Raw genomic sequence first — 24,005 nt, 5'->3', positions numbered from 1 at the left:
CCCCGAGCAGAGGAGCCGACATGTCCCGCCGACTCGTCATCGTCGTCCGTGCCGATCCCGTGATCTGCGGTCACTCCGGCGAAGCCCGCAACCTGGCGGAGGCGGCGCTGCGGCGCGGCTTCGACGAGGTGCGGATCGTCACGTGGCCCATCGAGCGCCTGGAGGCCGCGGGCCTGCCGCTCAAGCCGCTCGACACCGTGCTGCCGTACAGCGACGGCATCGTGGTCGAGCGTCCCGAGCCGGTCGGCGACTACAAGGTCGTCGACGGCCGGTACATCCAGGGTCTGGTCGGACGGCTCGTCGAGCTGTTCACCGACGGCGTGCCCACGGTCGCGATGTCGCTGTACCTCAGCCCGCACACCACGGCCGTGACCGACGCGGTCGAGGTCGCGCGCCGGACCGGCCTGCCGGTGAACGTCGTGTCGATCGCCGAGGCGGTCGGATCCGATGTCACCAACGTCGTCCGCCAGTGCGTGACCGAGGGGCGCTTCGGCGCCGCCGCGCACGTGCTGGAGTCGTACCTGGCGAGCGACGTGTGCGTCGCGGTGTCGCAGTACACGAAGGACCTCATCGTCGAGGAAGCGGGCCTGCTCGACCGGATGCACGGCACCCGCTACGCCGAGCGCTGCGCCGAGAAGATCGCGATCTCGTACCCCGCGATCGATTCCTCGCTCTTCCTGGGTCTCGATCCCTCCGAGGTCGATCGGCACCTGGCGGTGCGCGGTCTGGAGCGCGACGGCTACGTGTTGTACCTGTCGCGCCTGGCGCGGGCCAAGGGGGTCGAGGACCTGATCGCGGGTTTCGCCGCGTCCGAGTCCGCGGCGGGGAAGCAGCTGATCATCGCCGGGCGCGGGCCCGAGGAGCAGGAGCTGCGCGGCATCGCGGCGGCCTCGCCCGCAGCGGACCGCATCCGGTTCCTGACCGATGTCGACGACGCCGAGAAGCCGTTCCTGTTCGCCGGATCGGCCGCCTACGTCCTGCCGACCAAGCCGCGGCCGGAGTTCATCGAGACGTTCGGCATCGCGCTCGCCGAGAAGGCGCTGTCGGGCGGCGGCCCCGCGATCACGACCCTGACGGGCGGCGTGGGGGAGGCTGTGGGCGACACCGCGATGGTCATCGACGTCGACGCGCCGGATCAGATCGCCGCGAGCATCGACCGGGCGCTCGCGATGGGCCCGGAGGAGCGCCTGGTGTGGGAGGAGCGGGCGCGCGCCCACGCGCTGCAGTTCGACCGGATGAGCGTGTTCGACCGGCTCTTCCACCGCGTCGCGGCGCTCGACCCCGTGTTCGTCTGACGGATTTGTCGCCAGTCGCCCCTAATGGCCTCTGGCGCTTCTAGGCTCGAGATCATGAGCGTACCCACCATCACCCTCAACTCCGGTTTCGAGATCCCCCAGCTGGGCTTCGGCGTCTTCCTGGTGCCCCCGGCCGAGGCCGAGGCGGCCGTCACCGCGGCCCTCGAGGCCGGATACCGCCACATCGACACGGCGGCGATCTACAAGAACGAGGAGGGCGTCGGCGCCGCGATCGCCAAGAGCGGCATCCCGCGCGACGAGCTGTTCATCACCACCAAGCTCTGGAACGACCGCCAGGGCGGCGACGACCCGAAGGCCGCCATCGCCGAGAGCCTCGAGAAGCTGGGCCTGGACTACGTCGACCTGTACCTGACGCACTGGCCCGCCCCCGAGCGCGGCACGTTCGTGAACGCGTGGCAGAAGCTCGTCGAGATCCGCGACGCCGGTCAGGCGCGCAGCATCGGCGTCTCGAACCACCTGGTCGAGCACCTCGAGGCGGTCGTCGAGGCGACCGGCGTGACCCCCGCGGTCAACCAGATCGAGCTGCACCCGGCATACCAGCAGCGCGAGATCACGCAGTGGGCCGCCGACCACGGGATGTTCATCGAGTCCTGGGGTCCGCTGGGCCAGGGCAAGTACGACCTCTTCGGCGAGAAGGCGGTGGCCGATGCCGCCGCCGCGCACGGCAAGACGCCCGCGCAGGTCGTCATCCGCTGGCACCTCGAGAAGGGCTTCATCGTCTTCCCGAAGTCGGTGCGCCCGGAGCGCATGGCCGAGAACTTCGACGTGTTCGACTTCGAGCTGACCGACGCCGAGGTCGCCGCGATCGACGCGCTGGACCCGCTGGACGGCTCGGGCCGCGTGGGCGCCCACCCGCTCGAGCTCAACTGACGCTCGCTGAGCCGTCGAGGCCCCGGATCCGGACGTCGGATCCGGGGCCTCGTGCTAGACCCAGCCGGGCAGCCAGTTGTGGAGCTGCCAGAGCGGGTACGGCTCGAGGAAGCCGGTCGACAGCGGCAGGAAGAACACCGCGGTGAGCACGGCGAGCGCGACGAACGCGATCGCGAACACCCGCCACGCGCGCGTCTCGGCCGCCGCGACCTCCTCGGCCGACACGACCTCCACCGGGCTCGGGTCGCGCGGCGTGACGGGATCGCGCGGACGCGTCAGCCATCCGAGCGCCAGGGCCAGCGCGATGACCAGGAACGGCAGCATCGCCACCGTGTAGAACTGGAAGATCGTGCGCGACGGGTACAGCAGCCAGGGCAGGTAGGTCGCCGCGAGGCCGGTGAGCGCGAAGCCGAAGCCCGGCGTGAGGGCGCCCGCGCGGCGGCGGATGAGCAGCACGACCGCCAGGATGACCGCCGCCCACGCGGCGTACCACGTCACGGGGTTGGGGTGGCTGCCGATCACGCCGATGCAGTCGTCGCTCCAGCCGCACCACTCCTCGCCCGCCTCGGGGCGGGCCAGCCACATCGCGGTGGGCCGCAGCAGCAGCGGCCACTGCCAGGCCGGGCTGGCGTAGGGGTGACTGCTGGAGAGCCCCACGTGGAACGCGTACATCGACGAGTGGTAGTTGAGGAGCGCGACGAGGGGGTTCGCATCCGAACCCCGGTCGTAGCCGCCCGATGTGACGAGCCATCCGGTCCACGACGCGAGGTAGACCGCGGCCGCGACGGGGACGAGCAGCACGAACGCGATGGCGCCCTGCAGCACGGATCCGGCGAACCACTCCTCCTTGCGCGCGCGGTGCCGCACGATGGCGTCGTGGACGACGATCCAGATGCCGACGGCGGCGAGCACGTACAGCCCCGACCACTTGACGGCGCACGCCGCGCCGAGCGCGAGCCCGGCGGCGACGATCCACGGGCGGCGCCACATCAAGGGGCCCACGATGCCCTCGGACGACAGGATGCGCTCGTCGGTGCGATCGCGGTCGAGCAGGACGAACCAGAACGCGAGCGTCACGAAGAACGCCAGGAACCCGTCGAGAAGGCTCACCCGGCTGAGCGCGATCGCGAGCCCGTCGACCGCGAGCAGGCCGCCCGCGACCGCGCCGATCGCGATCGAGCCCGAGAGGCGCCGCGCGATCTCGTAGACGAGCGGCACCAGCAGCGTGCCGATCAGCGCGGCCGAGAAGCGCCATCCGAAGCCGGAGTCGGCCCCGAACAGCAGCATGCCGAGCGCGATCAGCCACTTCCCCAGCGGCGGATGCACGACGTACGCGGCGTCGGTGGAGTACACGTCGGTGTCGCCCGACGTGAAGCTCTCGTTCGCGTCGTCGGGCCACGCGCCCTCGTATCCGAGGTGCAGCAGCGTCCACGCGTCCTTGACGTAGTAGGTCTCGTCGAACACCAGGTCCTGCGGATGCCACAGCCCGATGAAGCGCAGCGCGGCGGCGAGCAGCGTGAGCGCGAGCGGGACCAGCCAGCGGGCGGTCCGGGGCGCGAGAGTCACCCGATCAGCCTACGGCGGGCGCTCGTCGGCCCCGGGCGCCGAGCGAGGGAGCGCCGCCCCGCCGTGTTCGTTGAGCTGAGCGAGCGCCAGCGAGCGGAGTCGAAACGGCTGAACCCGCCCGCGGCGCAGCCCTCCGACTTCTCCACAACCTCTCCCGACCTTCGAACAAATGTCCGAGGGTGGTGGGAGAATGGGGGCATGCCACGGTTCACGGATGCGGACAGCTCGGGGTGGGAGTTCACCCCGGCTGAGCTGTCGCGGACGCGTGCGATCGTGGAGCGGTTGAAGGCGATCCGGGGGGAGCGGGCGGCGCTGGATGCCGAGGAGGCGGCGCTGCAGGCGGAGGCGATGGGCATCGCGATCGATCAGATCGGGCGGATGCCGGATGCGAGCGTGTACGAGTTCCCGGTGCGGTCNCGGCCCGAAACGCGCCGCGAGGCGGGCGGCGACCTGGTTGCCGACCACGAGCGGCGCTGGATGCCGAGGAGGCGGCGCTGCAGGCGGAGGCGATGGGCATCGCGATCGATCAGATCGGGCGGATGCCGGATGCGAGCGTGTACGAGTTCCCGGTGCGGTCCATGGCGGCGGAGCTGGCGCTGGCGACGAGGGAGTCGCCCCGCGCCATGCAGGGCCGGATGGATCGCGCCCACACGCTGGTGACCCGGTTCCCGGCGACGCACGCGGCGCTCGGGGAGGGGCGGATCACCTCGCGGCATGCGCAGGTGATCGCAGAGGCCGGTGCGGACCTCGATGAGGATGCGGTGCGGGCGGCGTTCGAGTCGGAGATCCTCCCGCTGGCGGAGAAGGCGACCCCGTATCGCACCAAGGCGCTGGCTGCGCGGGTGATGCGGTGCGGGCGGCGTTCGAGTCGGAGATCCTCCCGCTGGCGGAGAAGGCGACCCCGTATCGCACCAAGGCGCTGGCTGCGCGGGTGGCGGAGAAGCATCAGCCGGTGTCGGCGACGGTGCGGCATGAGGAGGCGCGGGAGCGGCGGGGCACGTGGGTGGAGGACCAGCCGGACGGGCAGGCGGTGCTGTGCATCAGCGGTCCGGCGTACGTGATCCACGCCGCCCATGACCGCCTCACCGCACAGGCGAGGGTGGTCACGCGCGCCCGCCGCGGTTCAGACGACCCCGCGGTCGCGGCGGACGAGCGGGAGCTGGGGCGGCTGCGGGCGGATCTGGCACTGGATCTGCTGCTGTCGGGCATGCCGTCGGGGCACCCGGTCGAGGCGCACATCGCCGCGACCATCGAGGTCACCATCCCCGTGAACACCCTCGCCGGTCTCGACGACGAGGCGGCCCTGCTGGCGGGGCATGGGCCGATCGACGCGGACACCGCCCGCCGCCTCGCGGCCGGCGCGGTGGGGTGGGAGCGGCTGTTCCTGCACCCCGACACCGGGGCCCTCCTCACGGTGGACCACCGAACGCCGACGGCGGCGCAGCGGCGGTACCTGCTGGCCAGGGACGGCACCTGCCGGGTCCCGGGGTGCACGACGAAGGCGAAGAACTGCGACATCGACCACACGATCCCGTGGTCCAAGGACGGCCCCACCAGCGTCGAGAACACGGCCCACCTGTGCGAGCCGCATCACATGATGAAGCACCACTCGCCCTGGGGCGTGACCCAGGTCGGCCGCGGCATCCTGCGGTACCGGTCCCCGGCCGGGTACGAGTACTTCGACAGCCCGTACCGCATCGAATACGCCGGTGGGGGCGCCCCACCCTTCTGAGGTCGAGCGCGGAAGCGGCGTCCCGGGCTAGAGTCGCTCGGCGATCGCGTCCAGCAGCGCTGCGGCCGACGTGTCCATGATCTCGGTGGGCTGCAGTGCGCCGTCGTCGTCCACCAGGGAGTGGACGTTCGGGATCATCACGATGTCCGGCATGGTCTTCATCCACAGCGACGAGCCGACCTGCTTGAGCTGCTGTGCCGCGCGGAGGCCGCCCGAGACGCCGCCGTAGCTCACGACGCCGAGGGGCTTTCCTGCCCACTCGTGGAACAGGTAGTCGATCGCGTTCTTGGTCGCCGAGTTGAGCGCGTAGTTGTACTCCGGGATGACCCACACGACCGCGTCGCCGCGGTCGATGGTCTCGCTCCAGCGCTTCGTGTGCTCCTGCGTGTACCGGCGCTTGCGCGGGTGGTTCGGCTCGTCGAGCATCGGCAGGTTCACCTCGCCGAGATCGATCAGCTCGATGTCGAACCGCTCGTCTGCTTCGGCGTGCGCCGTGAACCACTCCGCGACGGTGCGTCCGATACGTCCGGGGCGCGTGCTTCCGATGATGATCTGGATGAGCGGCGTGTCGGCCATGGCTGGCTCCTCTCGTCGTAGGACCCCCAGTCTGGGCGCCGGCCGCGCCCGGGCCAAGGGGGTGGACGCGGCTACGCTGAGGCGGTGATCATCCTCGCGGCGACCCCGATCGGCAACCTCGGCGACGCCTCGCGGCGCCTGATCGAGGTGCTCGAGGAGGCCCCCCTGGTGGCGGCCGAGGACACCCGGACGGCGCAGCGGCTGTTCGCCGCGCTCGGGATCTCGAACCGCCCGCGGCTGATCGCGATGCACGACCACAACGAGCGGCAGAGGGCCGGGGAGCTGGTCGAGCTGGCGCGCGAGCAGGATCTGGTCGTCCTCACCGACGCGGGCATGCCCACCGTCAGCGACCCGGGCTACGGGCTCGTATCGGCGGCGGCCGAGGCCGGCGTCCTGGTCACGGCCATCCCCGGTCCCAGCGCGGTCCTCACCGCGCTGGCGGTGTCGGGCCTGCCGACCGACCGCTTCGCGTTCGAGGGCTTCGTCGCCCGCAAGCCCGGGGAGCGGCGCCGGGAGCTGACGGCCCTCGCGGCGGAGTCGCGCACCCTCGTCTTCTTCGAGGCGCCGACCCGCGTCGCGCAGACCCTGGCCGACATGGCGTCCGCGTTCGGCGCCGACCGGCGCGCGGCGGTCTGCCGCGAGCTCACGAAGCTGCACGAGGAGGTCGCGCGCGGCACGCTCGCCGAGCTGGTCGCGTGGGCCGAGGCGGGCGTGCGCGGCGAGCTCGTGATCGTGGTCGAGGGCGCGACCGCGGGCGAGACCCCGCTCGAGGACGCGCTCGCCCAGGTGCAGAGCCTGGTCGCGTCGGGGACGCGCCTCAAGGATGCCGCCGCCGAGGTCGCCGCGCACACGGGGCACTCGTCGCGCGACCTGTATCAGGCCGCGCTCGCGGCCCGCGGCTGAGCACGGGCTCGCGTCAGCCCCAGGCCGACGCGTCGCCGGCCACCTCGCCCCACACGGTGTGCATGTGCCCGCGCGAGTGCCGCTCGGCCTCATCCGCGTCGCCGGCGACGATCGCGAGCGCGAGGCGCAGGTGGTCCTCGAGCGTCCCCGCGACTGGGATCGAGGGAGTGAGGCCCAGGCGTGTGCGGCCCTCCAGCACGGCGTGCACCGGGCGCTCGAGCGCCGCCAGCAGCGGGTTGCCGGATGCTGCGAGAAGCGTCGCGTGGAACGCCAGGTCGATCTCGAGATAGGGGTCTGAGGCGCCCAGGCCGCGATGGCCCAGGTCGTTGAGCTCCTCTGCGAGACGCTTGAGCTCGGCGCGCTGGGCCGGCGTCGCCCGCTCCGCCGCGAGGCGCGCGGCCATCGGCTCGACCGCGACGCGCAGCTCCATGAGCGCCTCGAGCTGCTGCTGCCGGAACGGTCCCTCCAGGTTCCAGCCGATCAGGAGGGGATCGAACGCGTCCCACCGCTCGCGGGGGAGCACCGTGATCCCGACCCGGCGGCGGGACTCGACCATCCCGAGGCTCTCGAGCACCCGGACCGCCTCGCGCACGACGGTGCGCGACGCCCCCTGCTCGGCCTCGATGCCCGCCAGGGTGAGCACGGCGCCGGGCGGGATCTCGCCCGCCGCGATGCGCCGCCCCAGCTCGCCGAGCACGTCCGAGTGCACTCCACCGGCCATCTCGCTCCCTTGCCATCCGGAATGGTGCTACCTTACCTGCTGAATAAGTAGTACCTTTGAGCGGTCTCGACTTTCCCGAGCCGCGACGCGCGGAGCGCCACGACGGCGCGATCCCTCGATTTCAACGGAGAAACCACATGGAAGATTGGACCCAGACCCTCGGGGCCGGTCCGCTGCTCGGCATCGCCGCGGCGGCCGTCGCCCTGATCCTGTTCCTGGTCATCAAGGTGCGCCTGCACGCGTTCCTCGTGCTGATCGTCGTCTCGCTGCTCACGGCCATCGCCACCGGGCTGCCGATGGGCGTGCTGGTCAACGAGGTGCTCGTCTCGGGCTTCGGATCGACGCTCGGATCGGTCGCGCTGCTGATCGGCCTGGGCGCCATCATCGGCCGCCTGATCGAGTCCAGCGGCGGCGCCAAGGTCATCGCCGAGCGGATGGTCGCGATCTTCGGCGAGAAGCGCGCGGCGTTCGCGCTCGGTCTCACGTCGCTGATCCTCGGCTTCCCGATCTTCTTCGACGCGGGCCTCGTGGTCATGCTGCCGATCATCTTCGCCGTCGCGCGCCGCATCGGCGGCAAGAACCTGCTGCTCTACGGCTTCAGCGGCGCCGCGGCGTTCTCGGTCATGCACGTCTTCCTGCCGCCGCACCCGGGCCCCGTTTCGGCCACCGAGCTGTTCGGCGCCGACCTGGGCGTCGTGATGCTGATCGGCCTCGTGATCGCGTTCCCGGCGTGGTACCTGTCGGGCTACCTGTGGGGCAAGTTCGTCAACAAGCGCTACCCGATGATCGTCCCCGCACTGTTCGGCACGACCGACCCCGACCAGCCGGTGAACCCGCCCAAGGCGGGCACGGTCGTCGCGATCCTGCTGCTGCCGATCCTCCTGATCTTCATGAACACGGGCCTGAACGCGCTGGGCTCGGTGGGCGCGGTCAACCGCGACGACACCTGGGTGCAGGCGCTCATGCTGATCGGCACGTCGCCGGTCGCGCTGCTCATCACCGCGCTGGTCGCGCTGCTGGTGCTCGGCAAGTTCCGCGGCGAGACCGGATCGGCGCTCGAGAAGCTGATCGAGAACACGCTCGGCACGGTCGCGTCGGTCATCCTGATCACGGGCGCGGGCGGCATGTTCGGCGGCGTCCTGCGCGCGTCGGGGATCGGCGCGGCGCTCTCGGAGTCGCTCGACGACCTCGGCCTGCCGCTCATCTTCGCGGCATACCTGATCGCGGTCGCGCTGCGCGTCGCGCAGGGCTCGGCCACGGTCGCGCTCGTCACCACGGCGGGCCTGCTCGCCCCGGCCGTCACGGCCGGCGGCTTCGGCGTCGTCGACACCGCGGCCATCACGCTCGCGGCGGCGGCCGGCTCGGTGTTCGCCAGCCACGTGAACGACTCGGGCTTCTGGCTGGTCGGCCGCCTCATGAACATGGATGTGAAGACCACGCTGAAGACGTGGACAGTGCAGCAGGCGCTGGAGTCGCTCGTCGGCTTCGCGATCGTGCTCGCCGTCTACGCGATCTTCTGATCCGGCGGCCGGGACCATGACGAACGACATCTTCGACATCACGGGCCGCCTGGCCCTGGTGACGGGCTCGTCGCGCGGCCTCGGCCGGTCGCTCGCCCTGGCGCTCGCGGAGGCGGGCGCCAGGGTGGTGCTCCACGGCCGGGACCAGGGCGCCCTGCGCGACGCGAGCGACCAGCTCGAGCGCGCGAGCGGCTTCCGCCCCGCGAGCGTCGGGTTCGACGTGACGGACGCCGCAGCGGTCGAGGACGGGATCGGCGGCCTGATCGCCGAGCACGGCGTGCCCGACATCCTCGTCAACAACGCGGGCGTGCAGCGCCGCGCGCCGTTCACCGAGTTCCCGGTGGAGGACTGGGACACGGTCATCGCCGCGAACCTGTCGAGCGTGTTCTACGTGTCGCGGTTCGTGACGCCGGGCATGGCCGAGCGCGGCTCGGGCAAGGTGATCAATGTCGGCTCGGTGCAGTCGAAGCTGGCGCGCCAGACGATCGCGCCGTACTCGGCGTCGAAGGGCGGCGTCGCGCTGCTGACCCAGGGCATGGCGGCGGATCTCGCGCGCTTCGGCATCCAGGTCAACGCCATCTCGCCCGGCTACTTCGCCACCGAGATGAACCGCGCCCTCGTGGAGGACGAGGCGTTCAACTCGTGGCTCGTGAACCGCACCCCGGCGCAGCGCTGGGGGGACTTCCGCGAGCTGTGGGGCACGCTGCTCTACCTCGCGTCGGACGCGTCGAGCTTCGTCTCGGGGCAGAACATCTTCGTCGACGGCGGCATGACCGCGGTCGTGTGAGCAGGAGGAACCACATGCGCGCGGTCTGGATCGACGGCAAGGAGGCGCTCGCGGTGCGCGAGACGCCGCAGCCCGAGCCCGGCGAGGGCGAGGTGCGGATCCGGATCGACTACGTCGGCATCTGCGGATCCGACCTGCACTACTGCTTCGAGGGCGCGAACGGCGAGTACGTCGTGCGGGAGCCCCTCGTGCCCGGCCACGAGCTGTCGGGACGGGTCGACCTCGACCCCACCGGCGTCCTCGCCCCGGGCACGCCGGTCACGGTGCACCCGGCGCGGTTCGGCACCGCCGTGCCCGGCACCGAGGACCAGCCGCACCTGTGGCCGGGTGGCTCCTACCTCGGCAGCGCCTCGACGTGGCCCCACACGCAGGGCGCGATGGCCGAGCTGCTCGTGGTGCGCGCCGACATGGTGCGCGTGCTGCCCGAGGGTCTGCCGGTGCGCCGGGCGGTCCTCGCCGAGCCCCTCGGCGTGGCCCTCCACGCCGCGACGCGGGCCGGGGACCTCGCTGGCGCGCGCGTGCTCGTGTCGGGAGCGGGTCCCATCGGCCTGCTGGCGCTCGCGGCCGCGCAGGCGCGCGGCGCGGCATCCGTCACCGTCAGCGACGTGCTCGCCGAGCCGCTCGAGCGCGCCACGACGCTCGGCGCCGACGCGGTCGTGCGCGTCACGGAGGAGTCGCTGCCGGTCGAGGCGTTCGACGTCGTGCTCGAGTGCTCGGGCGCTCTCGTCGCGATCAGCGCCGCGGGCGTGGCGGTGCGCCGCCGCGGCACCGTGGTGCAGGTCGGGATGCTGCCGAACGAGCCGCGGCCGATCAACCTCGCGCCGTTCATCTCGAAGGAGGTGGCGCTGCTGGGTGCGTTCCGGTTCCGCGACGAGATCGACGAGGCCGTCGCGCTGCTGGCCGCGCGCCCCGAGCTCGAGCAGGTCGTCACCGACGTGCTGCCCATCGACCGGGCGCTGGAGGCATTCGAGCTGGCGCGCGACTCGCGCCGATCCAGCAAAGTGGTGGTGTCGCTGGGCGAGCCGGCGGCCTGAGGAAGCGAGCGGACATGGGCACAGGAGCCGAGCCGCGGGGAGCGCGCGACGTCGTCATCGGTGTCGACATGGGCACGACGGCCACGAAGGTCGTCGCGTACACGCCCGACGGTCGCCGCGTGGCGACCGCCTCGAACGGCTACCCGCTGGAGGAGCCGCATCCCGGCCACGCCGTGCAGGACCCCGACCTCATCCTCGGCGCCGTGTACGCGGGCGTGCGCGAGGTCGTCGCCGAGGTGGGCGCGGGCCGGATCGCGGGCCTGTCGTACTCGTCGGCCATGCACAGCGTGATGGCGCTGGACGTCGAGCTGCAGCCCCTGACGCCGGTCGTGACGTGGGCCGACACGCGCGCCTCGGTGCAGGCCGAGCGTCTGCGCGCGTCGGCCGGGGGGCTGGCGCTGCACCGTCGGACGGGCACGCCCGTGCACCCCATGTCGCCGCTCACCAAGCTGATGTGGTTCCGCGAGCAGGAGCCGCGCATCCGGCAGAGCGCCGCGTTCTGGGTGGGAATCAAGGACTACGTCCTGCTCCGGATGACCGGCGCGCTCGTGGTCGACCACTCGCTCGCGTCGGCGTCGGGCCTGATGGACATCCACCGGCTCGCGTGGGACAAGGAGGCGCTGAGCCTCGCGGGCATCCGCGACGACCAGCTGCCCGAGCTCGTCTCGACCACGACCGTGCTGCCCGGCATGACCGAGGAGGCCGCGGCCGCGACCGGCCTGCCGCTCGCGACGCCCGTGGTGGTCGGGGCCGGCGACGGCCCGCTCGCCAACCTTGGCGTGGGCGCCGTGCGCCCCGGCGTCGCGGCCTGCTCGATCGGCACGAGCGGAGCGCTGCGCGTGGGCGTCGACAGGCCCGCGGTCGACCCCCGCGGGGGCGTGTTCTGCTACGCCCTGACCGAGGACCGCTGGGTGATCGGCGGCGCGATCAACAACGGCGGCGTGGTGCTCGACTGGGTGCGCTCCGAGATCGCCGGCGGCGAGGACGTGCCGACCGCGCAGCTGCTCGACGAGGCCGCGGCGGTCCCGGCGGGATCCGGCGGTCTGATGATGCTGCCGTACCTGCTCAGCGAGCGGGCGCCGCACTGGTCGAGCGTCGCGCGCGGCGCCTACGTCGGACTGACCCGCGGGCACCGGCGCGAGCACCTCGTCCGCGCGGCGGTCGAGGGCGTGGCCCTGCAGCTCTCGCTCGTGCTGCACTCGATGCGCGCGGCGGGGCTCGAGATCGACGAGATCCGCGCGACGGGCGGCGTCATGCAGCACCCTCTGTGGCAGCAGACGCTCGCCGACGCACTCGGCACGCCCATCGGCCTGCCCGAGGGGCAGGAGGGCTCCGGCTTCGGCGCCGCCCTGCTCGGCATGGAGGCCCTCGGCCTGATCGAGTCGATCGACGTGGCCGCCCAGATGATCCCCGTCAGCCGCGAGGTGCGCACGCGCCCCGCGGACGCGGCCGTCTACGCGACCCTCCGCCCCATGTTCGACGAGCTCTACGACGCCCTGCTGTCGACCAACGCGCGCCTGCAGAAGCTCGCCCCCTCGCTCCCGCTGGACCGCGAAACGCCGGGTGAAGGCGCATCTAGGATTGACGGGTGACTTCCGGCCGATCGTTCTACATCACCACGCCGATCTACTACCCGAGCGACGTGCCCCACATCGGGCACGGGTACACGACCGTGGCGGTGGATGCGCTCGCGCGCTGGCACCGCCAGGCGGGCGACGACGCGTGGATGCTCACGGGCACCGACGAGCACGGCCAGAAGATGATGCGGGCCGCGGCCGCCAACGGCGTCTCGCCGCAGGAGTGGGTCGACAAGCTCGTGTCCGAGTCGTGGCAGCCGCTGCTCGAGACCCTGGATGTCGCGAACGACGACTTCATCCGCACCACGCAGGAGCGGCACGAGACCAACGCGCAGAAGTTCTGGCAGGCCATCTACGACCGCGGCTACGTGTACGCGGGCGAGTACGAGGCGCTGTACTGCGTGGGCTGCGAGGAGTTCAAGCCCGAGAGCGAGATCGTCGACGGCACGGGCGCGTTCGAGGGACTGAAGGTCTGCGCGATCCACTCGAAGCCGCTCGAGCTGCTCCACGAGAAGAACTACTTCTTCAAGCTCAGCGAGTTCCAGGACCGCCTGCTCGCCCTGTACCGCGACCGTCCCGACTTCGTGCAGCCCGAGTCGGCGCGCAACGAGGTCGTCGCGTTCGTGCAGCAGGGACTCAAGGACCTGTCGATCTCGCGCTCCGCGTTCGACTGGGGCATCCCGATCCCGTGGGACTCCTCGCACGTGCTCTACGTGTGGATCGACGCGTTGCTGAACTACGCGACCGGCATCGGCTACGGTGCCGACCCCGAGTCCTTCGACCGCCGCTGGCCCGGCTACCACGTGGTCGGCAAGGACATCCTGCGCTTCCACGCCGTGATCTGGCCCGCCATGCTGATGGCCGCGGGCCTCGAGGTGCCCAAGGGCGTCTTCGCGCACGGCTGGCTGCTCGTGGGCGGCGAGAAGATGTCCAAGTCGAAGCTGACGGGCATCGCTCCCGACGCGATCACCGACGTGTTCGGCTCGGACGCGTACCGCTTCTACTTCCTGTCGGCGATCGCGTTCGGTCAGGACGGCTCGTTCTCGTGGGAGGACCTCTCCGCCCGCTACCAGGCCGAGCTCGCGAACGGCTTCGGAAACCTCGCGTCGCGCACGATCGCGATGATCGGCAAGTACTTCGACGGTGTGATCCCGCAGCCGGGGGAGTACACGGAGGCCGACCGGGCGATCCAGCAGGTCGTGGCCGACGCGGCGAGCGAGGCCGACGCGGCGATCGAGAGGTTCCGGATCGACGAGGCGATCGCGCGCATCTGGACGATCGTCGACGAGCTGAACGGCTACATCACCGAGAACGAGCCGTGGGCGCTCGCGAAGGACGAGTCGAAGCGTGAGCGTCTCGCCACCGTGCTGTACACGTGCGCCGAGGGGCTGCGCGCGCTCGCGGTGCTGCTGTCGCCCGTCATGCCGCAGGCCACCGGGAAGCTGTGGACCGCTCTCGGCGCCGAGGGCGCGCTGGGCGGCCTCGCCGCGCAGCCGATCCGCGAGGCCGGCGCCTGGGGGCAGCTGCCCGCCGGCACCGCGACGCAGGCGCTCGCGCCGCTCTTCCCGCGGATCGAGCAGGCCGACTGACCCGGGGCCGCCGCCGCATGACCCCGCTCGAGACCCCGGACGACCCGAGCCGCTACGTCCGCCAGCGCGACGCCGACGGCCGCAAGGACCTCCGGCATCCGCCCGTGCCCGAGCCGCTCGCGGTGCCGGTCTTCGACAACCACTGCCACCTCGAGATCGAGGACGGCGAGCAGCCCCTGAGCCTCGAGGAGCAGCTCGACCGCGCGCTCGAGGCGGGCATCGCGGGCGTGGTGCAGGCCTCGGGCGACATCGAGTCGTCGCGCTGGGCCGTCGCAGCCGCGGAGGCGCACCCGCGCGTGCTGGCCGCCGTCGCGATCCACCCGAACGACGCGCCGCACTACGCCGAGGCCGGGCGCCTCGACGAGGCCCTCGCGGTCATGGACGAGCTCGCCGCGCACCCGCGCGTGCGCGCGATCGGCGAGACCGGGTTGGACTACTTCCGCACGGACGAGCCCGGCCTGCCGGCGCAGCACGCGTCTTTCGAGGCGCACATCGCGCTCGCCAAGAAGCACGGCATCGCGATGCAGATCCACGACCGCGAGGCGCACCGCGACGTGCTCGACACGCTCGCGCGCGTGGGCGCCCCCGAGCGCACCGTGTTCCACTGCTTCTCGGGCGACGCCGACATGGCCCGCGAATGCGCGGACGCCGGCTACTACCTGTCGTTCGCGGGCAACATCACGTTCAAGAACGCGCAGAACCTGCGCGACGCGCTCGCCGTGACGCCGCGCGAGCGCATCCTGGTCGAGACGGACGCGCCGTTCCTCACGCCCGTGCCGCACCGAGGCCGCCCCAACGCGCCGTACCTGGTGCCCGTGACGATGCGGTTCATGGCCGCGGAGCTCGGCGCCGACCTCGACGAGCTGTGCGCGCAGGTCGCGTCCAACACGCTCGCGGTGTACGGGGAGTTCTGAGCGACCGGCGACAATAGGGTGATGGTCACTCTCCTCGGTCCCACCGAGATCCGCTCGCTCGCCGCGCGCCTCGACGTCACGCCCACCAAGAAGCTCGGGCAGAACTTCGTGGTCGACGCCAACACGGTCCGCAAGATCGTGCAGGTGGCGCGCGTCACGGCGGACGACCGGGTCGTCGAGGTCGGGCCGGGGCTCGGATCCCTCACGCTCGCGATCCTGGAGACCGGCGCGCGCGTGACCGCGGTCGAGATCGATCACCGCCTGGCCGCCGAGCTGGCGGCCACGGCGGCCGCGCACGGCGTCCCGGAGGGCGCGCTGACCGTCGTCGACGCGGACGCGCTGCGCGTGACCGAGCTGCCGGGGGACCCGACGGTGCTGGTCGCGAACCTGCCGTACAACGTGTCGGTGCCCGTGCTGCTGCACTTCATGGAGACGTTCCCGGCCCTGGAGCGCGGCGTCGTGATGGTGCAGGCCGAGGTGGGGGAGCGGCTCGCCGCCCCTCCCGGCAGCAAGGTGTACGGAGCGCCGAGCGTCAAGGCCGCGTGGTACGGGCCGTGGCGCCTGACCGGCACCGTGTCGCGCCAGGTGTTCTGGCCGGTGCCGAACGTCGACAGCGTGCTGGTCGGCTTCCACCGCGACGCCGAGCCGCGCGGCACCGAGGCCGAGCGCGAGCTGACGTTCCGGATCGTCGACGCCGCGTTCCAGCAGCGGCGCAAGATGCTGCGCCAGGCGCTCGCGGGCGTCCTGGGCGGCTCGGCCGCGGGTGCGACCGAGGTTCTCGAGCGCGCGGGCGTCGCCCCCACCGCCCGGGGCGAGGAGCTCGCGATCGACGACTTCGTCCGGATCGCCCGCGCGGTCCGACCCGGGGCGGCCCCGGCGGCCGTCGACGGATAGCCTGGGGGCGTGACCCACGCTCCGCGCTTCCACTCGCGCCCCGTCGCCGACATCCACCGTCCCTACACCGCGGCGGACGACCGCTACGCGCGGCTCGGCGACTTCCGCCAGGTGGGCGCGTCGGGCCTGTACCTGCCGCCCCTGTCGCTCGGCCTGTGGTGGAACTTCGGCGACAACATCCCGATGGACCGCCAGCGCGCCCTGCTGCGCCACGCCTTCGACCGCGGCATCACGCACTTCGACCTCGCCAACAACTACGGCCCGCCGTACGGCTCGGCCGAGAAGAACTTCGGCCGGATCTACGCGGAGGACCTCAAGCCGTACCGCGACGAGCTGATCATCTCGTCGAAGGCCGGCTACGACATGTGGCCCGGCCCGTACGGCGATCACGGCTCGCGCAAGTACATCCTGCGCAGCGCCGAGCAGTCGCTCACCCGGATGGGCCTCGACCACGTCGACATCTTCTACTCGCACCGCGTCGACGCGGTCACGCCCGTGGAGGAGACGATCGGCGCGCTCGACACGCTCGTGCGCCAGGGCAAGGCGCTCTACGTGGGCATCTCGTCGTACGGGGCCGAGGAGACCGCGCGGGCGCAGGAGGCCGCGCGCTCGCTCGGGACGCCGCTGGTCATCCACCAGCCGTCGTACTCGATCGTGAACCGCTGGATCGAGGACGGCCTCACCGACGTGCTGCGCCAGGAGGGCATGGGCGCCATCGCGTTCGTGCCGCTCGCGCAGGGCCTGCTCACGTCGAAGTACCTCGGTGACGGCACGGCCGAGCGCGCGCAGCAGCGCTCGTCGCTGCCGGGGCGCCGGCTGCCGGAGGCGACGCTCGCGATCCTGCGGGAGCTGGATGCGGTCGCGTCCGGCCGCGGCCAGACCCTCGCGCAGCTCGCGATCCAGTGGGTGCTGCGCGACCCGGTGGTCGCGTCGGCGCTGATCGGGGCGTCGCGGCCCGAGCAGCTGGACGAGAACCTCGCCGCACTGGAGGCCCCGGCGCTCGACGCGGACGAGCTCGCCCGGATCGACGAGATCGCCTCGCGCGCCCCCGCGGACCTCTGGGCGGATCCCGAGGGCGCATGACGATCGCCGAGGAGTTCCCGTCCGTGCGCGTCCGCGCGCCCGGCAAGATCAACGTCTACCTCGAGGTGGGCGCGCTGCAGGAGGACGGCTACCACGAGCTCGCCACGGCGTTCCAGGCCGTCTCGCTGTGCGAGGAGATCGTCGCCACCCACTCCGACGGCTTCACGATGGCCGTCACGGGCACGGTCGATCTCGACGGCGTCCCGGTCGACGACCGCAACCTGGCGCTGCGGGCCGCGCGGCTGCTGGCGGCCGAGACCGGCTACGAGGGCGGCGTGCACCTCGAGGTGCACAAGCAGGTCCCCGTCGCGGGAGGCATGGGCGGCGGATCGGCCGACGCCGCGGCGGCGCTGGTGGCGTGCGACGCGCTGTGGGACACGCGCCTGTCACACCCGGAGCTGCACCGGCTCGCCGCGCGGCTCGGCGCCGACGTGCCGTTCGCGCTGAAGGGCGGCACGGCGATCGGCACGGGCCGCGGCGACGTGCTCAACCCGGCCCTCGCGCGCGGACGCTTCGACTGGGTGCTCGTCACGAGCGAGGAGGGCGTCTCGACGCCCAAGGTCTACGGCGAGCTCGACGCGCACCGCGAGCGGCACCGGGTCGACATCGGCCCGATCGCCGCGCGCCCGTCGGTCGACGCCGAGGTGCTGCACGCGCTGCGTGCCGGCGACCCCGCGATGCTCGCGGCCGCGCTGCGCAACGACCTGCAGGTCGCGACGCTGCGGCTGCGCCCCGACCTGGCGTCGATCCTCGAGTACGGCGAGGCGTCGGGCGCGCTCGCGGGCATCGTGTCGGGCTCCGGCCCCACGCTGGCGTTCCTGTGCGCCACGCCCGAGCACGCCGCCGAGCTGCGCGCGCTGCTGGAGGCGGACGGCCACACGGCGCTGCACGTGCACGGCCCGGTGCCCGGCGCGCGGGTCATCGGCTGAGCGGGTTCCGGCGCGCGGCGCGCGGGGCTACCCTCGCAGCATGCGCGCACTGTGGCGCGACCACGTGGTCGCCGAATCCCCGGACGAGCGGATCATCGAGATCGAGGGCAACCGGTACTTCCCACCCGAGACGATCGACCGGTCCCTGTTCCACGCGAGCCCCACGCCGTACACGTGCCCGTGGAAGGGCGAGTGCCAGTACTGGACGCTGCGGCACAGCCAGGGCGACACGCAGGACGAGGCGGTCGACGCCGCCTGGAGCTACCCCACGCCGCAGCACAGCGCGATCGAGCGCGTGGGCGCGGACTTCTCGGGGTACGTCGCGTTCGGCGCCGAGGTGACCGTCCTGCCCTGACGCGCCCGCGCGCGGACCCCGGGTCCCCGGCCGCCGGTAGAGTCCGAGGGAGTCCGACAGGGACGCCCGTCCGACCGACGTCAGGAGTGCCGTGATCGAGTTCCGATCCGTCCGGAAGACCTACCCTGACGGCGCGGGCGAGTCCGTCGCCGTCGACGACGTCAGCCTGATCGTGCCGTCCCACCGCACGGTGGTGCTGGTCGGCTCCTCCGGCTCGGGCAAGACCACGCTGCTGCGCATGGTGAACCGGATGGTGGAGCCCACCTCGGGCGCCGTGCTGATCGACGACGAGGACGTCCGCCACCGGGATCCCGTGGCGCTCAGACGCGGCATCGGGTACGTCATGCAGCAGGCGGGCCTGCTGCCGCATGTGCGCGTGATCGACAACATCGCGACCGTGCCGGTGCTCAACGGCGTGCCGCGACGCGAGGCGCGCGAGCGCGCCCGCGCGCTGATGGACACCGTGGGGCTCGACGGGCGCCTGGCCGACCGGTACCCGGGCCGGCTGTCCGGAGGCCAGCAGCAGCGCGTCGGAGTGGCGCGGGCCCTTGCGGGAGACCCGAACATCCTGCTGATGGACGAGCCGTTCGGCGCGGTGGACCCGATCGTGCGGCGCGAGCTGCAGCAGGAGCTGCTGCGGCTGCAGCAGACGCTGGGCAAGACCATCCTGTTCGTCACGCACGACGTGGACGAGGCGTTCCTGCTCGGCGACGAGGTCGTGATCCTGGCCGCCGGCGGCCGCATCGCCCAGAAGGGGACGCCCGAGGAGATCCTCGCGGCGCCGGCCGACGACTTCGTCGCGGAGTTCGTGGGCATCGCCGGCGGCGACCGCGAGCTGACGCTGCGCCGCTCGGACGGCGCCACGGTGATCGTCGACGCGGCCGGCCGCGTGCACGGCGTGCTGCGCGAGGAGGGGGCGCCGCGCGGATGAGCTGGGTGGCCGACAACGCGGGACTGATCGCGGCGCTCACGCTGGAGCACCTGCGCCACAGCGTGCTGCCGATCGTGTGGGGCCTCGCGGTGTCGCTGCCGCTCGGCTGGATCGCGCACCGCTGGCGGCTGGTGCGCGGCCCGCTGATCGTCGCGACGGGCCTGCTGTACACGCTGCCCTCGCTCGCGCTCCTGCCGCTGCTGCCGGTCGTGTTCGGGATCAGCGCCCTCAGCGAGCTGAACCTGCTGCTGGCCCTCACGATCTACGCGGTCGCGATCCTCGTGCGCGCGGTCGCCGACGGGTTCGACTCGGTCGACCCGGACGTGCGCCGCGCCGCGGTCGCCGTGGGGTACGGCCCGGCTCGGCGCTTCTGGGGCGTCGAGCTGCCGCTCGCGGGGCCCGTGATCCTCGCGGGCGTGCGGGTCGCGGCCGTCAGCACGATCGCGCTCGCGACGGTCGGCATCCTGATCGGCGTGACCAACCTCGGATACCTGTTCACGAACGGCTTCCAGCGCCGCATCGTCGAGGAGATCCTGGCGGGCGTGGTCGCGGTCGCGCTCGTCGCGCTGGCGGTCGACCTGCTGCTGCAGCTCGCGGGCCGCGCCCTCATGCCCTGGACGCGCGCGCGGGGGATGCGCGCGGCCGGCTCCGTGGGGGCGCGCGCATGAACCTGCTGCTCGAGGCGCTCGCCTGGCTGCTCTCGCCCGAGCGGCTCGAAGGGTCCGATTCGCTGCCCCGCGCCGTCCTGGTGCACCTGGCGTACACGTTCGCGGCGGTCGCGATCGCCGCGGCCGTCGCGGTCCCGGCCGGATGGGCCATCGGCCACACCGGGCGCGGCCGCGAGATCGCCGTGGGCCTCGCCGGCGCGGCCCGCGCGATCCCGTCGTTCGGCCTGATCCTGCTGCTCGTGCTGCTGCTGGGCGTCACGAACAAGCCCGAGGCGGCGCTGATCGCGTTCGTGCTGCTGGCGATCCCGTCGATCCTGGCGGGGGCGTACGCCGGCTTGGAGGCGGTGGACCGCGCGACCATCGACGCGGCCCGCGCGCAGGGCATGACCGGATGGCAGGTGCTGTGGCGCGTGGAGGCGCCCCTCGGCCTGCCGCTGCTGGTCGCGGGCATCCGCTCGGCCGTGCTGCAGGTCGTCGCGACCGTCACGCTCGCGGCCTACGTGAACCTGGGCGGACTCGGCTTCGACATCCTCCAGGGCCTGCAGCTGCGCCGGTTCGAGCAGGTGCTGGGCGGCGCGATCGCCGTGGCGGCCCTCGCGCTCCTGCTGGACGCCGTGTTCGCGCTGCTGCAGCGCGCCGCGGTGCCCGGACATCTGCGGCGCGCCGGCCGCGGCCCGGCGTCGCGCCCCCTTGTCGGCGCCCCGGCGTAGGCTCGGATCGACCGCGGCACACACTCACACGGCCCGACGACGGCCAGTCAGGAAGGCGGCAGGCATGATCGGCACTCGACACTCACGCGCCACGCGCGCGGCCATCGCAGGCGTCCTGGGCGCGGGTCTCGCGCTCGTCCTGGCGGGCTGCGGCTCGAGCGACCCCCTCGCGGAGCCCTCGGGCGACGCCTCCGCCCCGGCGGGCGACGAGGCGATCGTGGTGGGCTCGCAGGCGTACCCGTCCAACGAGGTCATCGCGGAGATCTACGCGCAGGCGCTCGAGGCGGAGGGCTACACGGTCGAGCGGCGCTTCAACATCGGGCAGCGCGACGCGTACCTCCCGTCGCTCGAGAGCGGCGAGATCGACCTGTTCCCCGAGTACACCGGCAACCTGCTGCAGTTCTACGACGAGGACACCGAGGCCCGCACGGCCGACGACGTGTACGCCGCGCTCGGCGACGCGCTGCCGGAGGGACTGACCCCGCTCGCGATGTCCAGCGCGACCGATCAGGACTCCTACACCGTGACCCGGGCATTCGCGGACGAGCATGGACTGGAGACGATCGGGGACCTCGCGGACGTCGAGGGGCCCCTCACGCTCGGCGGTCCGCCCGAGCTCGAGGAGCGCCCGTACGGCCCCGACGGGGCGGCCGAGGTCTATGGCGTGGAGCTCGAGTTCTCGGCGACGGGAGACACCACGGTCGAGGACCTGCTCGCCGGCACGATCGACGTCGCCAACGTGTTCACGGCCGACCCGCGCATCGAGACCGAGGACCTCGTGCCGCTCGCCGACCCCGAGGGGCTGTTCCTCGCGTCGAACGTCGTGCCGATCGCCTCCGGCGACGTCGCCGACGAGATCGCGCCGGTCATCGACCCCGTGAGCGAGGCGCTCACGCCCGAGGGCCTGGTGGCGCTCAACGTCCAGAACACGGTCGAGCAGCGTTCTGCGGCCGACGTGGCCGCGGAGTGGCTCTCCGAGCACGGCCTGGACTGAGCCATGAGGCTCGACGGCGACGTCCCCGCGATGTACGCGGAGTTCGCGGACTACGCCGACGGGTCGTCGCCGAGCTTCGCGAGGTGGGCGCGCCGCGTCGCTGCGGACGCCGACGTGGTGGCCTGGCTCGAGGATCTTCCGCCGGTCAAGCGGCAGCCGAATCTGGTCTTCGCCGCGGCACGGCGACACGGCGTCCCCGCGCCCGGGCCCTATGAGGGCCTGCGGCGCGCCCTGCTGGCCGACGACGGCTCGATCCGCGCGACCATCCTGAGCCACGCGACGCAGACGAACGAGGCGGGGCGGATGGCGACCCTGGTGCCGGCGTTCGCGGCGGTGGCGGGGGAGCGGCCGCTCGCGCTGATCGAGGTCGGTCCCTCGGCGGGGCTGTGCCTGGTTCCCGACCGGTGGGGCTACGCCTGGCGCACGCCGGCGGGTGAGAAGCGCATCCCGGCGCCCGACGGCGGCGGGGTGCTCTCGTGCGACGTGACCGGCCCCGCGCCCCTCCCGGACCGTGTGCCGACCGTGGCATGGCGCACCGGGCTCGACCTCAACCCGCTCGACGTCCGGGACGACGAGCAGATGGCCTGGCTGGAGACGCTCGTGTGGCCGGAGGCGGATGATCGCCGGGCGCAGCTGCGCACGGCGATCCGGCTGACGCGCGTGGACCCGCCGCCGCTCGTGCGCGGAGATCTGCTCGTCGACCTCGACGGTCTGATCGACCGGGCGCAGGCCGAGGCGCCCGGGGCCGCCGTGATCGTGTTCCACACGGTGGTCGCCATGTACCTGTCGGCCGACGACCGCGCGGCCTTCGCCGACGCCATGCGCGCGCGGGTCGCCGCGGGCCGGTGCCACTGGGTGTCGAGCGAGGTCCCGGGCGTCGTCCCCGGCGTCGCGGGGGACGGCGTGACGGCGGGCCGCCTGGTGCTCGCGATCGACGGCGCACCGGCAGGCGCGGCGCACCAGCACGGTCGCACCCTCGACTGGTTCGGCTGAGCGTCTCGACCGGTCGCCGGCTCCCGAGGTGCGGCCCTCGCGCGATCCTGGCATGATGATCGGGACCGTGTGTGAACGTACACATGAGTGCCGTGGGCGATCCACGGCGACGGCAGGCGGGCAGCGAGCGCTCGCGCAGCACTGAGGCTGGTGGGGACTGTGGAGCAGGCGATGGAGCGCACGCCGGGCCGGCGTTCCGCCGTGCCGAGCATCCGCGACGTCGCGCGCCTCGCCGGCGTCTCGCATCAGACGGTCTCGCGCGTGCTCAACGACCACCCGAGCATCCGCCCCGAGACCAAGCAGCGGGTGCTCGACGCGATCGCGGTGCTCGACTACCGGCCGAACCTCGCCGCGCGCGCGCTCGTCACGAGCCGCTCGAACGTCATCGGGGTGATGTCGGCGACCATCGGGGAGTTCGGTCCCGCGTCGTCGATCGCGACCATCGAGGAGGCCGCTCGCGTCGAGGGGTACTCGGTCACCACCGTGAACCTGCCCGACACCACGCCCGAGGCGATCGGCGCCGCCGTGCGCCAGCTCGTGCGCGAGCAGATCGCCGGCATCGTGGTGCTGGCCCCACAGGTGCGGGTGTTCCACGTGCTGCGCGGCATGGCGATCGACGTCCCCTTCGTGAGCCTCCAGACCGCCTCCGGGGCCACGGGGGAGAGCCTCGCGGCGGACCAGGTGGAGGGCGCCCGGCTCGCGACCGCCCACCTGATCGAGCTGGGCCACCGCGACATCGTCCACCTCGCCGGACCGCAGGACTGGATCGAGGCCGAGTCGCGCATGCGCGGCTACCTGGACGCGCTGCTCGACGCCGATCTGCCGACCATCGCGCCCATCCGGGGCGACTGGACCGCCGACTTCGGCCACTTCGCCGGGGTGGAGCTGGCGCGGCGCGGCGACTTCACGGCCGTGTTCGCCGCCAACGACCTCATGGCGATCGGCCTCATGCACGGGTTCCGCGACGCCGGGCTCGACGTTCCCGGCCACGTGAGCGTGGTCGGCTTCGACGACATCCCGGTCGCGAAGCACGTGTGGCCGCCGCTCACCACGGTGCACCAGGACTTCGCCGAGCTCGGCCGCCGTGCGGTCGAGCTGCTGCTGGCGGGCATCCGCGGCGAGGAGCCGCCCCGTTTCGGGCAGCTCCAGCCCGAGCTGCTCGTGCGCGACTCGTCCGCGGCGCCCTGGCGCAGCTGACTTCTCGCCCCGTGCTTGACATGCCCGGGCGGCCGGTGCACGATGTACTGCGATGTGAACGGTCACACGGAGCGCGTGTGACACAGACAGCGAGGTCGATGTGAGCAATACGGCAGCCGTGCCGACGGTGTCCCCGCCCATCCTGG

The 24,005-nt window shown here is 72.6% G+C and carries 24 protein-coding genes; 21 read left to right on the top strand and 3 right to left on the bottom strand.

Annotated elements, in window-relative coordinates; all coding sequences use genetic code 11:
* The first annotated feature begins 20 nt into the window (after positions 1-20).
* Together ASD19_RS06635 and ASD19_RS06630 are read left to right on the top strand one after the other, a co-directional pair.
* Positions 21-1,295, top strand: a complete 1,275-nt coding sequence (locus ASD19_RS06635; RefSeq protein ID WP_055990069.1) for a glycosyltransferase — start codon at positions 21-23, stop codon at positions 1,293-1,295.
* 54 nt (positions 1,296-1,349) lie between these two features.
* Complete coding sequence (locus tag ASD19_RS06630; protein WP_055990066.1) at positions 1,350-2,186, top strand: aldo/keto reductase; 837 nt, start codon at positions 1,350-1,352, stop codon at positions 2,184-2,186.
* A gap of 54 nt (positions 2,187-2,240) precedes the next feature.
* Here the strand turns inward: ASD19_RS06630 and ASD19_RS06625 are convergent, their stop codons facing one another.
* Positions 2,241-3,752 (bottom strand): dolichyl-phosphate-mannose--protein mannosyltransferase, encoded by a 1,512-nt coding sequence (locus tag ASD19_RS06625; RefSeq protein ID WP_055990063.1) that lies wholly within the window; start codon positions 3,750-3,752, stop codon positions 2,241-2,243.
* A gap of 509 nt (positions 3,753-4,261) precedes the next feature.
* Between ASD19_RS06625 and ASD19_RS15000 the strand changes: the two genes are divergently transcribed.
* On the top strand, positions 4,262-4,813 hold the full coding sequence (locus ASD19_RS15000) for a DUF222 domain-containing protein (RefSeq protein WP_082543024.1): 552 nt from the start codon (positions 4,262-4,264) through the stop codon (positions 4,811-4,813).
* Positions 4,705-5,484, top strand: coding sequence for a DUF222 domain-containing protein (locus tag ASD19_RS06615; protein ID WP_442922513.1), 780 nt, complete (start codon positions 4,705-4,707; stop codon positions 5,482-5,484). Before ASD19_RS15000 ends, ASD19_RS06615 begins: the two co-directional genes overlap by 109 nt.
* A gap of 27 nt (positions 5,485-5,511) precedes the next feature.
* On the opposite strand, the gene ASD19_RS06610 is transcribed toward ASD19_RS06615, so the two are convergent.
* Positions 5,512-6,060, bottom strand: coding sequence for an NADPH-dependent FMN reductase (locus ASD19_RS06610; RefSeq protein WP_055990054.1), 549 nt, complete (start codon positions 6,058-6,060; stop codon positions 5,512-5,514).
* An 84-nt stretch (positions 6,061-6,144) separates the two neighbouring features.
* Here ASD19_RS06610 and rsmI point away from each other — a divergent pair, with 84 nt between their 5' ends.
* Complete coding sequence (gene rsmI, locus ASD19_RS06605) at positions 6,145-6,963, top strand: 16S rRNA (cytidine(1402)-2'-O)-methyltransferase (RefSeq protein WP_055990051.1); 819 nt, start codon at positions 6,145-6,147, stop codon at positions 6,961-6,963.
* A 13-nt stretch (positions 6,964-6,976) separates the two neighbouring features.
* On the opposite strand, the gene ASD19_RS06600 is transcribed toward rsmI, so the two are convergent.
* Positions 6,977-7,684 (bottom strand): FadR/GntR family transcriptional regulator, encoded by a 708-nt coding sequence (locus ASD19_RS06600; protein WP_055990045.1) that lies wholly within the window; start codon positions 7,682-7,684, stop codon positions 6,977-6,979.
* Between the two features lie 137 nt (positions 7,685-7,821).
* On the opposite strand from ASD19_RS06600, the gene ASD19_RS06595 reads away from it, so the two are divergent.
* The 16 genes from ASD19_RS06595 (at position 7,822) to ASD19_RS06520 (ending at position 23,859) form a co-directional block, all read left to right on the top strand.
* Positions 7,822-9,204 (top strand): GntP family permease, encoded by a 1,383-nt coding sequence (locus ASD19_RS06595; RefSeq protein ID WP_055990041.1) that lies wholly within the window; start codon positions 7,822-7,824, stop codon positions 9,202-9,204.
* A 16-nt stretch (positions 9,205-9,220) separates the two neighbouring features.
* On the top strand, positions 9,221-9,991 hold the full coding sequence (locus tag ASD19_RS06590; RefSeq protein WP_055990038.1) for an SDR family oxidoreductase: 771 nt from the start codon (positions 9,221-9,223) through the stop codon (positions 9,989-9,991).
* 14 nt (positions 9,992-10,005) lie between these two features.
* Positions 10,006-11,025, top strand: a complete 1,020-nt coding sequence (locus ASD19_RS06585; RefSeq protein ID WP_055990035.1) for a zinc-binding dehydrogenase — start codon at positions 10,006-10,008, stop codon at positions 11,023-11,025.
* Positions 11,026-11,039: 14 nt separating this feature from the next.
* Positions 11,040-12,617: a gluconokinase gene (locus ASD19_RS06580; RefSeq protein ID WP_055990033.1), complete on the top strand. Its 1,578-nt coding sequence runs from the start codon at positions 11,040-11,042 to the stop codon at positions 12,615-12,617.
* Positions 12,614-14,191 carry a methionine--tRNA ligase gene (gene metG / locus ASD19_RS06575; protein WP_055990031.1) on the top strand — a complete coding sequence of 526 codons (1,578 nt, stop codon included), beginning with the start codon at positions 12,614-12,616 and terminating at the stop codon, positions 14,189-14,191. Before ASD19_RS06580 ends, metG begins: the two co-directional genes overlap by 4 nt.
* Positions 14,192-14,208: 17 nt before the next feature.
* Positions 14,209-15,105, top strand: coding sequence for a TatD family hydrolase (locus tag ASD19_RS06570; RefSeq protein WP_055990028.1), 897 nt, complete (start codon positions 14,209-14,211; stop codon positions 15,103-15,105).
* An 18-nt stretch (positions 15,106-15,123) separates the two neighbouring features.
* Positions 15,124-15,999, top strand: a complete 876-nt coding sequence (rsmA, locus tag ASD19_RS06565; protein ID WP_055990025.1) for a 16S rRNA (adenine(1518)-N(6)/adenine(1519)-N(6))-dimethyltransferase RsmA — start codon at positions 15,124-15,126, stop codon at positions 15,997-15,999.
* 9 nt (positions 16,000-16,008) lie between these two features.
* Complete coding sequence (locus ASD19_RS06560) at positions 16,009-17,082, top strand: aldo/keto reductase (RefSeq protein ID WP_055990022.1); 1,074 nt, start codon at positions 16,009-16,011, stop codon at positions 17,080-17,082.
* Positions 17,079-18,011: a 4-(cytidine 5'-diphospho)-2-C-methyl-D-erythritol kinase gene (locus ASD19_RS06555; RefSeq protein WP_055990019.1), complete on the top strand. Its 933-nt coding sequence runs from the start codon at positions 17,079-17,081 to the stop codon at positions 18,009-18,011. Before ASD19_RS06560 ends, ASD19_RS06555 begins: the two co-directional genes overlap by 4 nt.
* Positions 18,012-18,051: 40 nt before the next feature.
* On the top strand, positions 18,052-18,366 hold the full coding sequence (locus ASD19_RS06550) for a DUF427 domain-containing protein (RefSeq protein WP_055990016.1): 315 nt from the start codon (positions 18,052-18,054) through the stop codon (positions 18,364-18,366).
* Between the two features lie 91 nt (positions 18,367-18,457).
* On the top strand, positions 18,458-19,297 hold the full coding sequence (locus ASD19_RS06545; protein WP_055990012.1) for an ATP-binding cassette domain-containing protein: 840 nt from the start codon (positions 18,458-18,460) through the stop codon (positions 19,295-19,297).
* A complete protein-coding gene (locus ASD19_RS06540) occupies positions 19,294-19,965 on the top strand; it encodes an ABC transporter permease (RefSeq protein WP_055990009.1) in 672 nt (223 codons plus the stop codon). The genes ASD19_RS06545 and ASD19_RS06540 overlap by 4 nt, the downstream gene beginning before the upstream one ends.
* Positions 19,962-20,675: an ABC transporter permease gene (locus ASD19_RS06535; protein ID WP_055990005.1), complete on the top strand. Its 714-nt coding sequence runs from the start codon at positions 19,962-19,964 to the stop codon at positions 20,673-20,675. The genes ASD19_RS06540 and ASD19_RS06535 overlap by 4 nt, the downstream gene beginning before the upstream one ends.
* 64 nt (positions 20,676-20,739) lie before the next feature.
* Positions 20,740-21,669: an ABC transporter substrate-binding protein gene (locus ASD19_RS06530; protein WP_055990002.1), complete on the top strand. Its 930-nt coding sequence runs from the start codon at positions 20,740-20,742 to the stop codon at positions 21,667-21,669.
* Positions 21,670-21,672: 3 nt separating this feature from the next.
* Positions 21,673-22,662, top strand: a complete 990-nt coding sequence (locus ASD19_RS06525) for a DUF2332 domain-containing protein (protein ID WP_055990000.1) — start codon at positions 21,673-21,675, stop codon at positions 22,660-22,662.
* A gap of 171 nt (positions 22,663-22,833) precedes the next feature.
* Positions 22,834-23,859, top strand: coding sequence for a LacI family DNA-binding transcriptional regulator (locus ASD19_RS06520; RefSeq protein WP_055990626.1), 1,026 nt, complete (start codon positions 22,834-22,836; stop codon positions 23,857-23,859).
* Positions 23,860-24,005: the final 146 nt, after the last annotated feature.

The organism is Microbacterium sp. Root53 (genome assembly GCF_001426925.1).
Classification (GTDB): Bacteria; Actinomycetota; Actinomycetes; order Actinomycetales; family Microbacteriaceae; genus Microbacterium.
Note: the sequence above shows the minus strand (reverse complement) of the source record. Positions and strands in the feature narration are given on the sequence as shown.

Bases quoted from the DNA above. Each gene is read 5' to 3' on its own strand.
- ASD19_RS06635 (WP_055990069.1), top strand. From the start codon at position 21: ATGTCCCGCCGACTCGTCATCGTCGTCCGTGCCGATCCCGTGATCTGC.
- ASD19_RS06630 (WP_055990066.1), top strand. From the start codon at position 1,350: ATGAGCGTACCCACCATCACCCTCAACTCCGGTTTCGAGATCCCCCAG.
- ASD19_RS15000 (WP_082543024.1), top strand. From the start codon at position 4,262: ATGGGCATCGCGATCGATCAGATCGGGCGGATGCCGGATGCGAGCGTG.
- ASD19_RS06610 (WP_055990054.1), bottom strand. From the start codon at position 6,060: ATGGCCGACACGCCGCTCATCCAGATCATCATCGGAAGCACGCGCCCC.
- ASD19_RS06600 (WP_055990045.1), bottom strand. From the start codon at position 7,684: ATGGCCGGTGGAGTGCACTCGGACGTGCTCGGCGAGCTGGGGCGGCGC.
- ASD19_RS06595 (WP_055990041.1), top strand. From the start codon at position 7,822: ATGGAAGATTGGACCCAGACCCTCGGGGCCGGTCCGCTGCTCGGCATC.
- ASD19_RS06590 (WP_055990038.1), top strand. From the start codon at position 9,221: ATGACGAACGACATCTTCGACATCACGGGCCGCCTGGCCCTGGTGACG.
- ASD19_RS06585 (WP_055990035.1), top strand. From the start codon at position 10,006: ATGCGCGCGGTCTGGATCGACGGCAAGGAGGCGCTCGCGGTGCGCGAG.
- ASD19_RS06580 (WP_055990033.1), top strand. From the start codon at position 11,040: ATGGGCACAGGAGCCGAGCCGCGGGGAGCGCGCGACGTCGTCATCGGT.
- ASD19_RS06570 (WP_055990028.1), top strand. From the start codon at position 14,209: ATGACCCCGCTCGAGACCCCGGACGACCCGAGCCGCTACGTCCGCCAG.
- ASD19_RS06555 (WP_055990019.1), top strand. From the start codon at position 17,079: ATGACGATCGCCGAGGAGTTCCCGTCCGTGCGCGTCCGCGCGCCCGGC.
- ASD19_RS06550 (WP_055990016.1), top strand. From the start codon at position 18,052: ATGCGCGCACTGTGGCGCGACCACGTGGTCGCCGAATCCCCGGACGAG.
- ASD19_RS06540 (WP_055990009.1), top strand. From the start codon at position 19,294: ATGAGCTGGGTGGCCGACAACGCGGGACTGATCGCGGCGCTCACGCTG.
- ASD19_RS06535 (WP_055990005.1), top strand. From the start codon at position 19,962: ATGAACCTGCTGCTCGAGGCGCTCGCCTGGCTGCTCTCGCCCGAGCGG.
- ASD19_RS06530 (WP_055990002.1), top strand. From the start codon at position 20,740: ATGATCGGCACTCGACACTCACGCGCCACGCGCGCGGCCATCGCAGGC.
- ASD19_RS06525 (WP_055990000.1), top strand. From the start codon at position 21,673: ATGAGGCTCGACGGCGACGTCCCCGCGATGTACGCGGAGTTCGCGGAC.
- ASD19_RS06520 (WP_055990626.1), top strand. From the start codon at position 22,834: ATGGAGCGCACGCCGGGCCGGCGTTCCGCCGTGCCGAGCATCCGCGAC.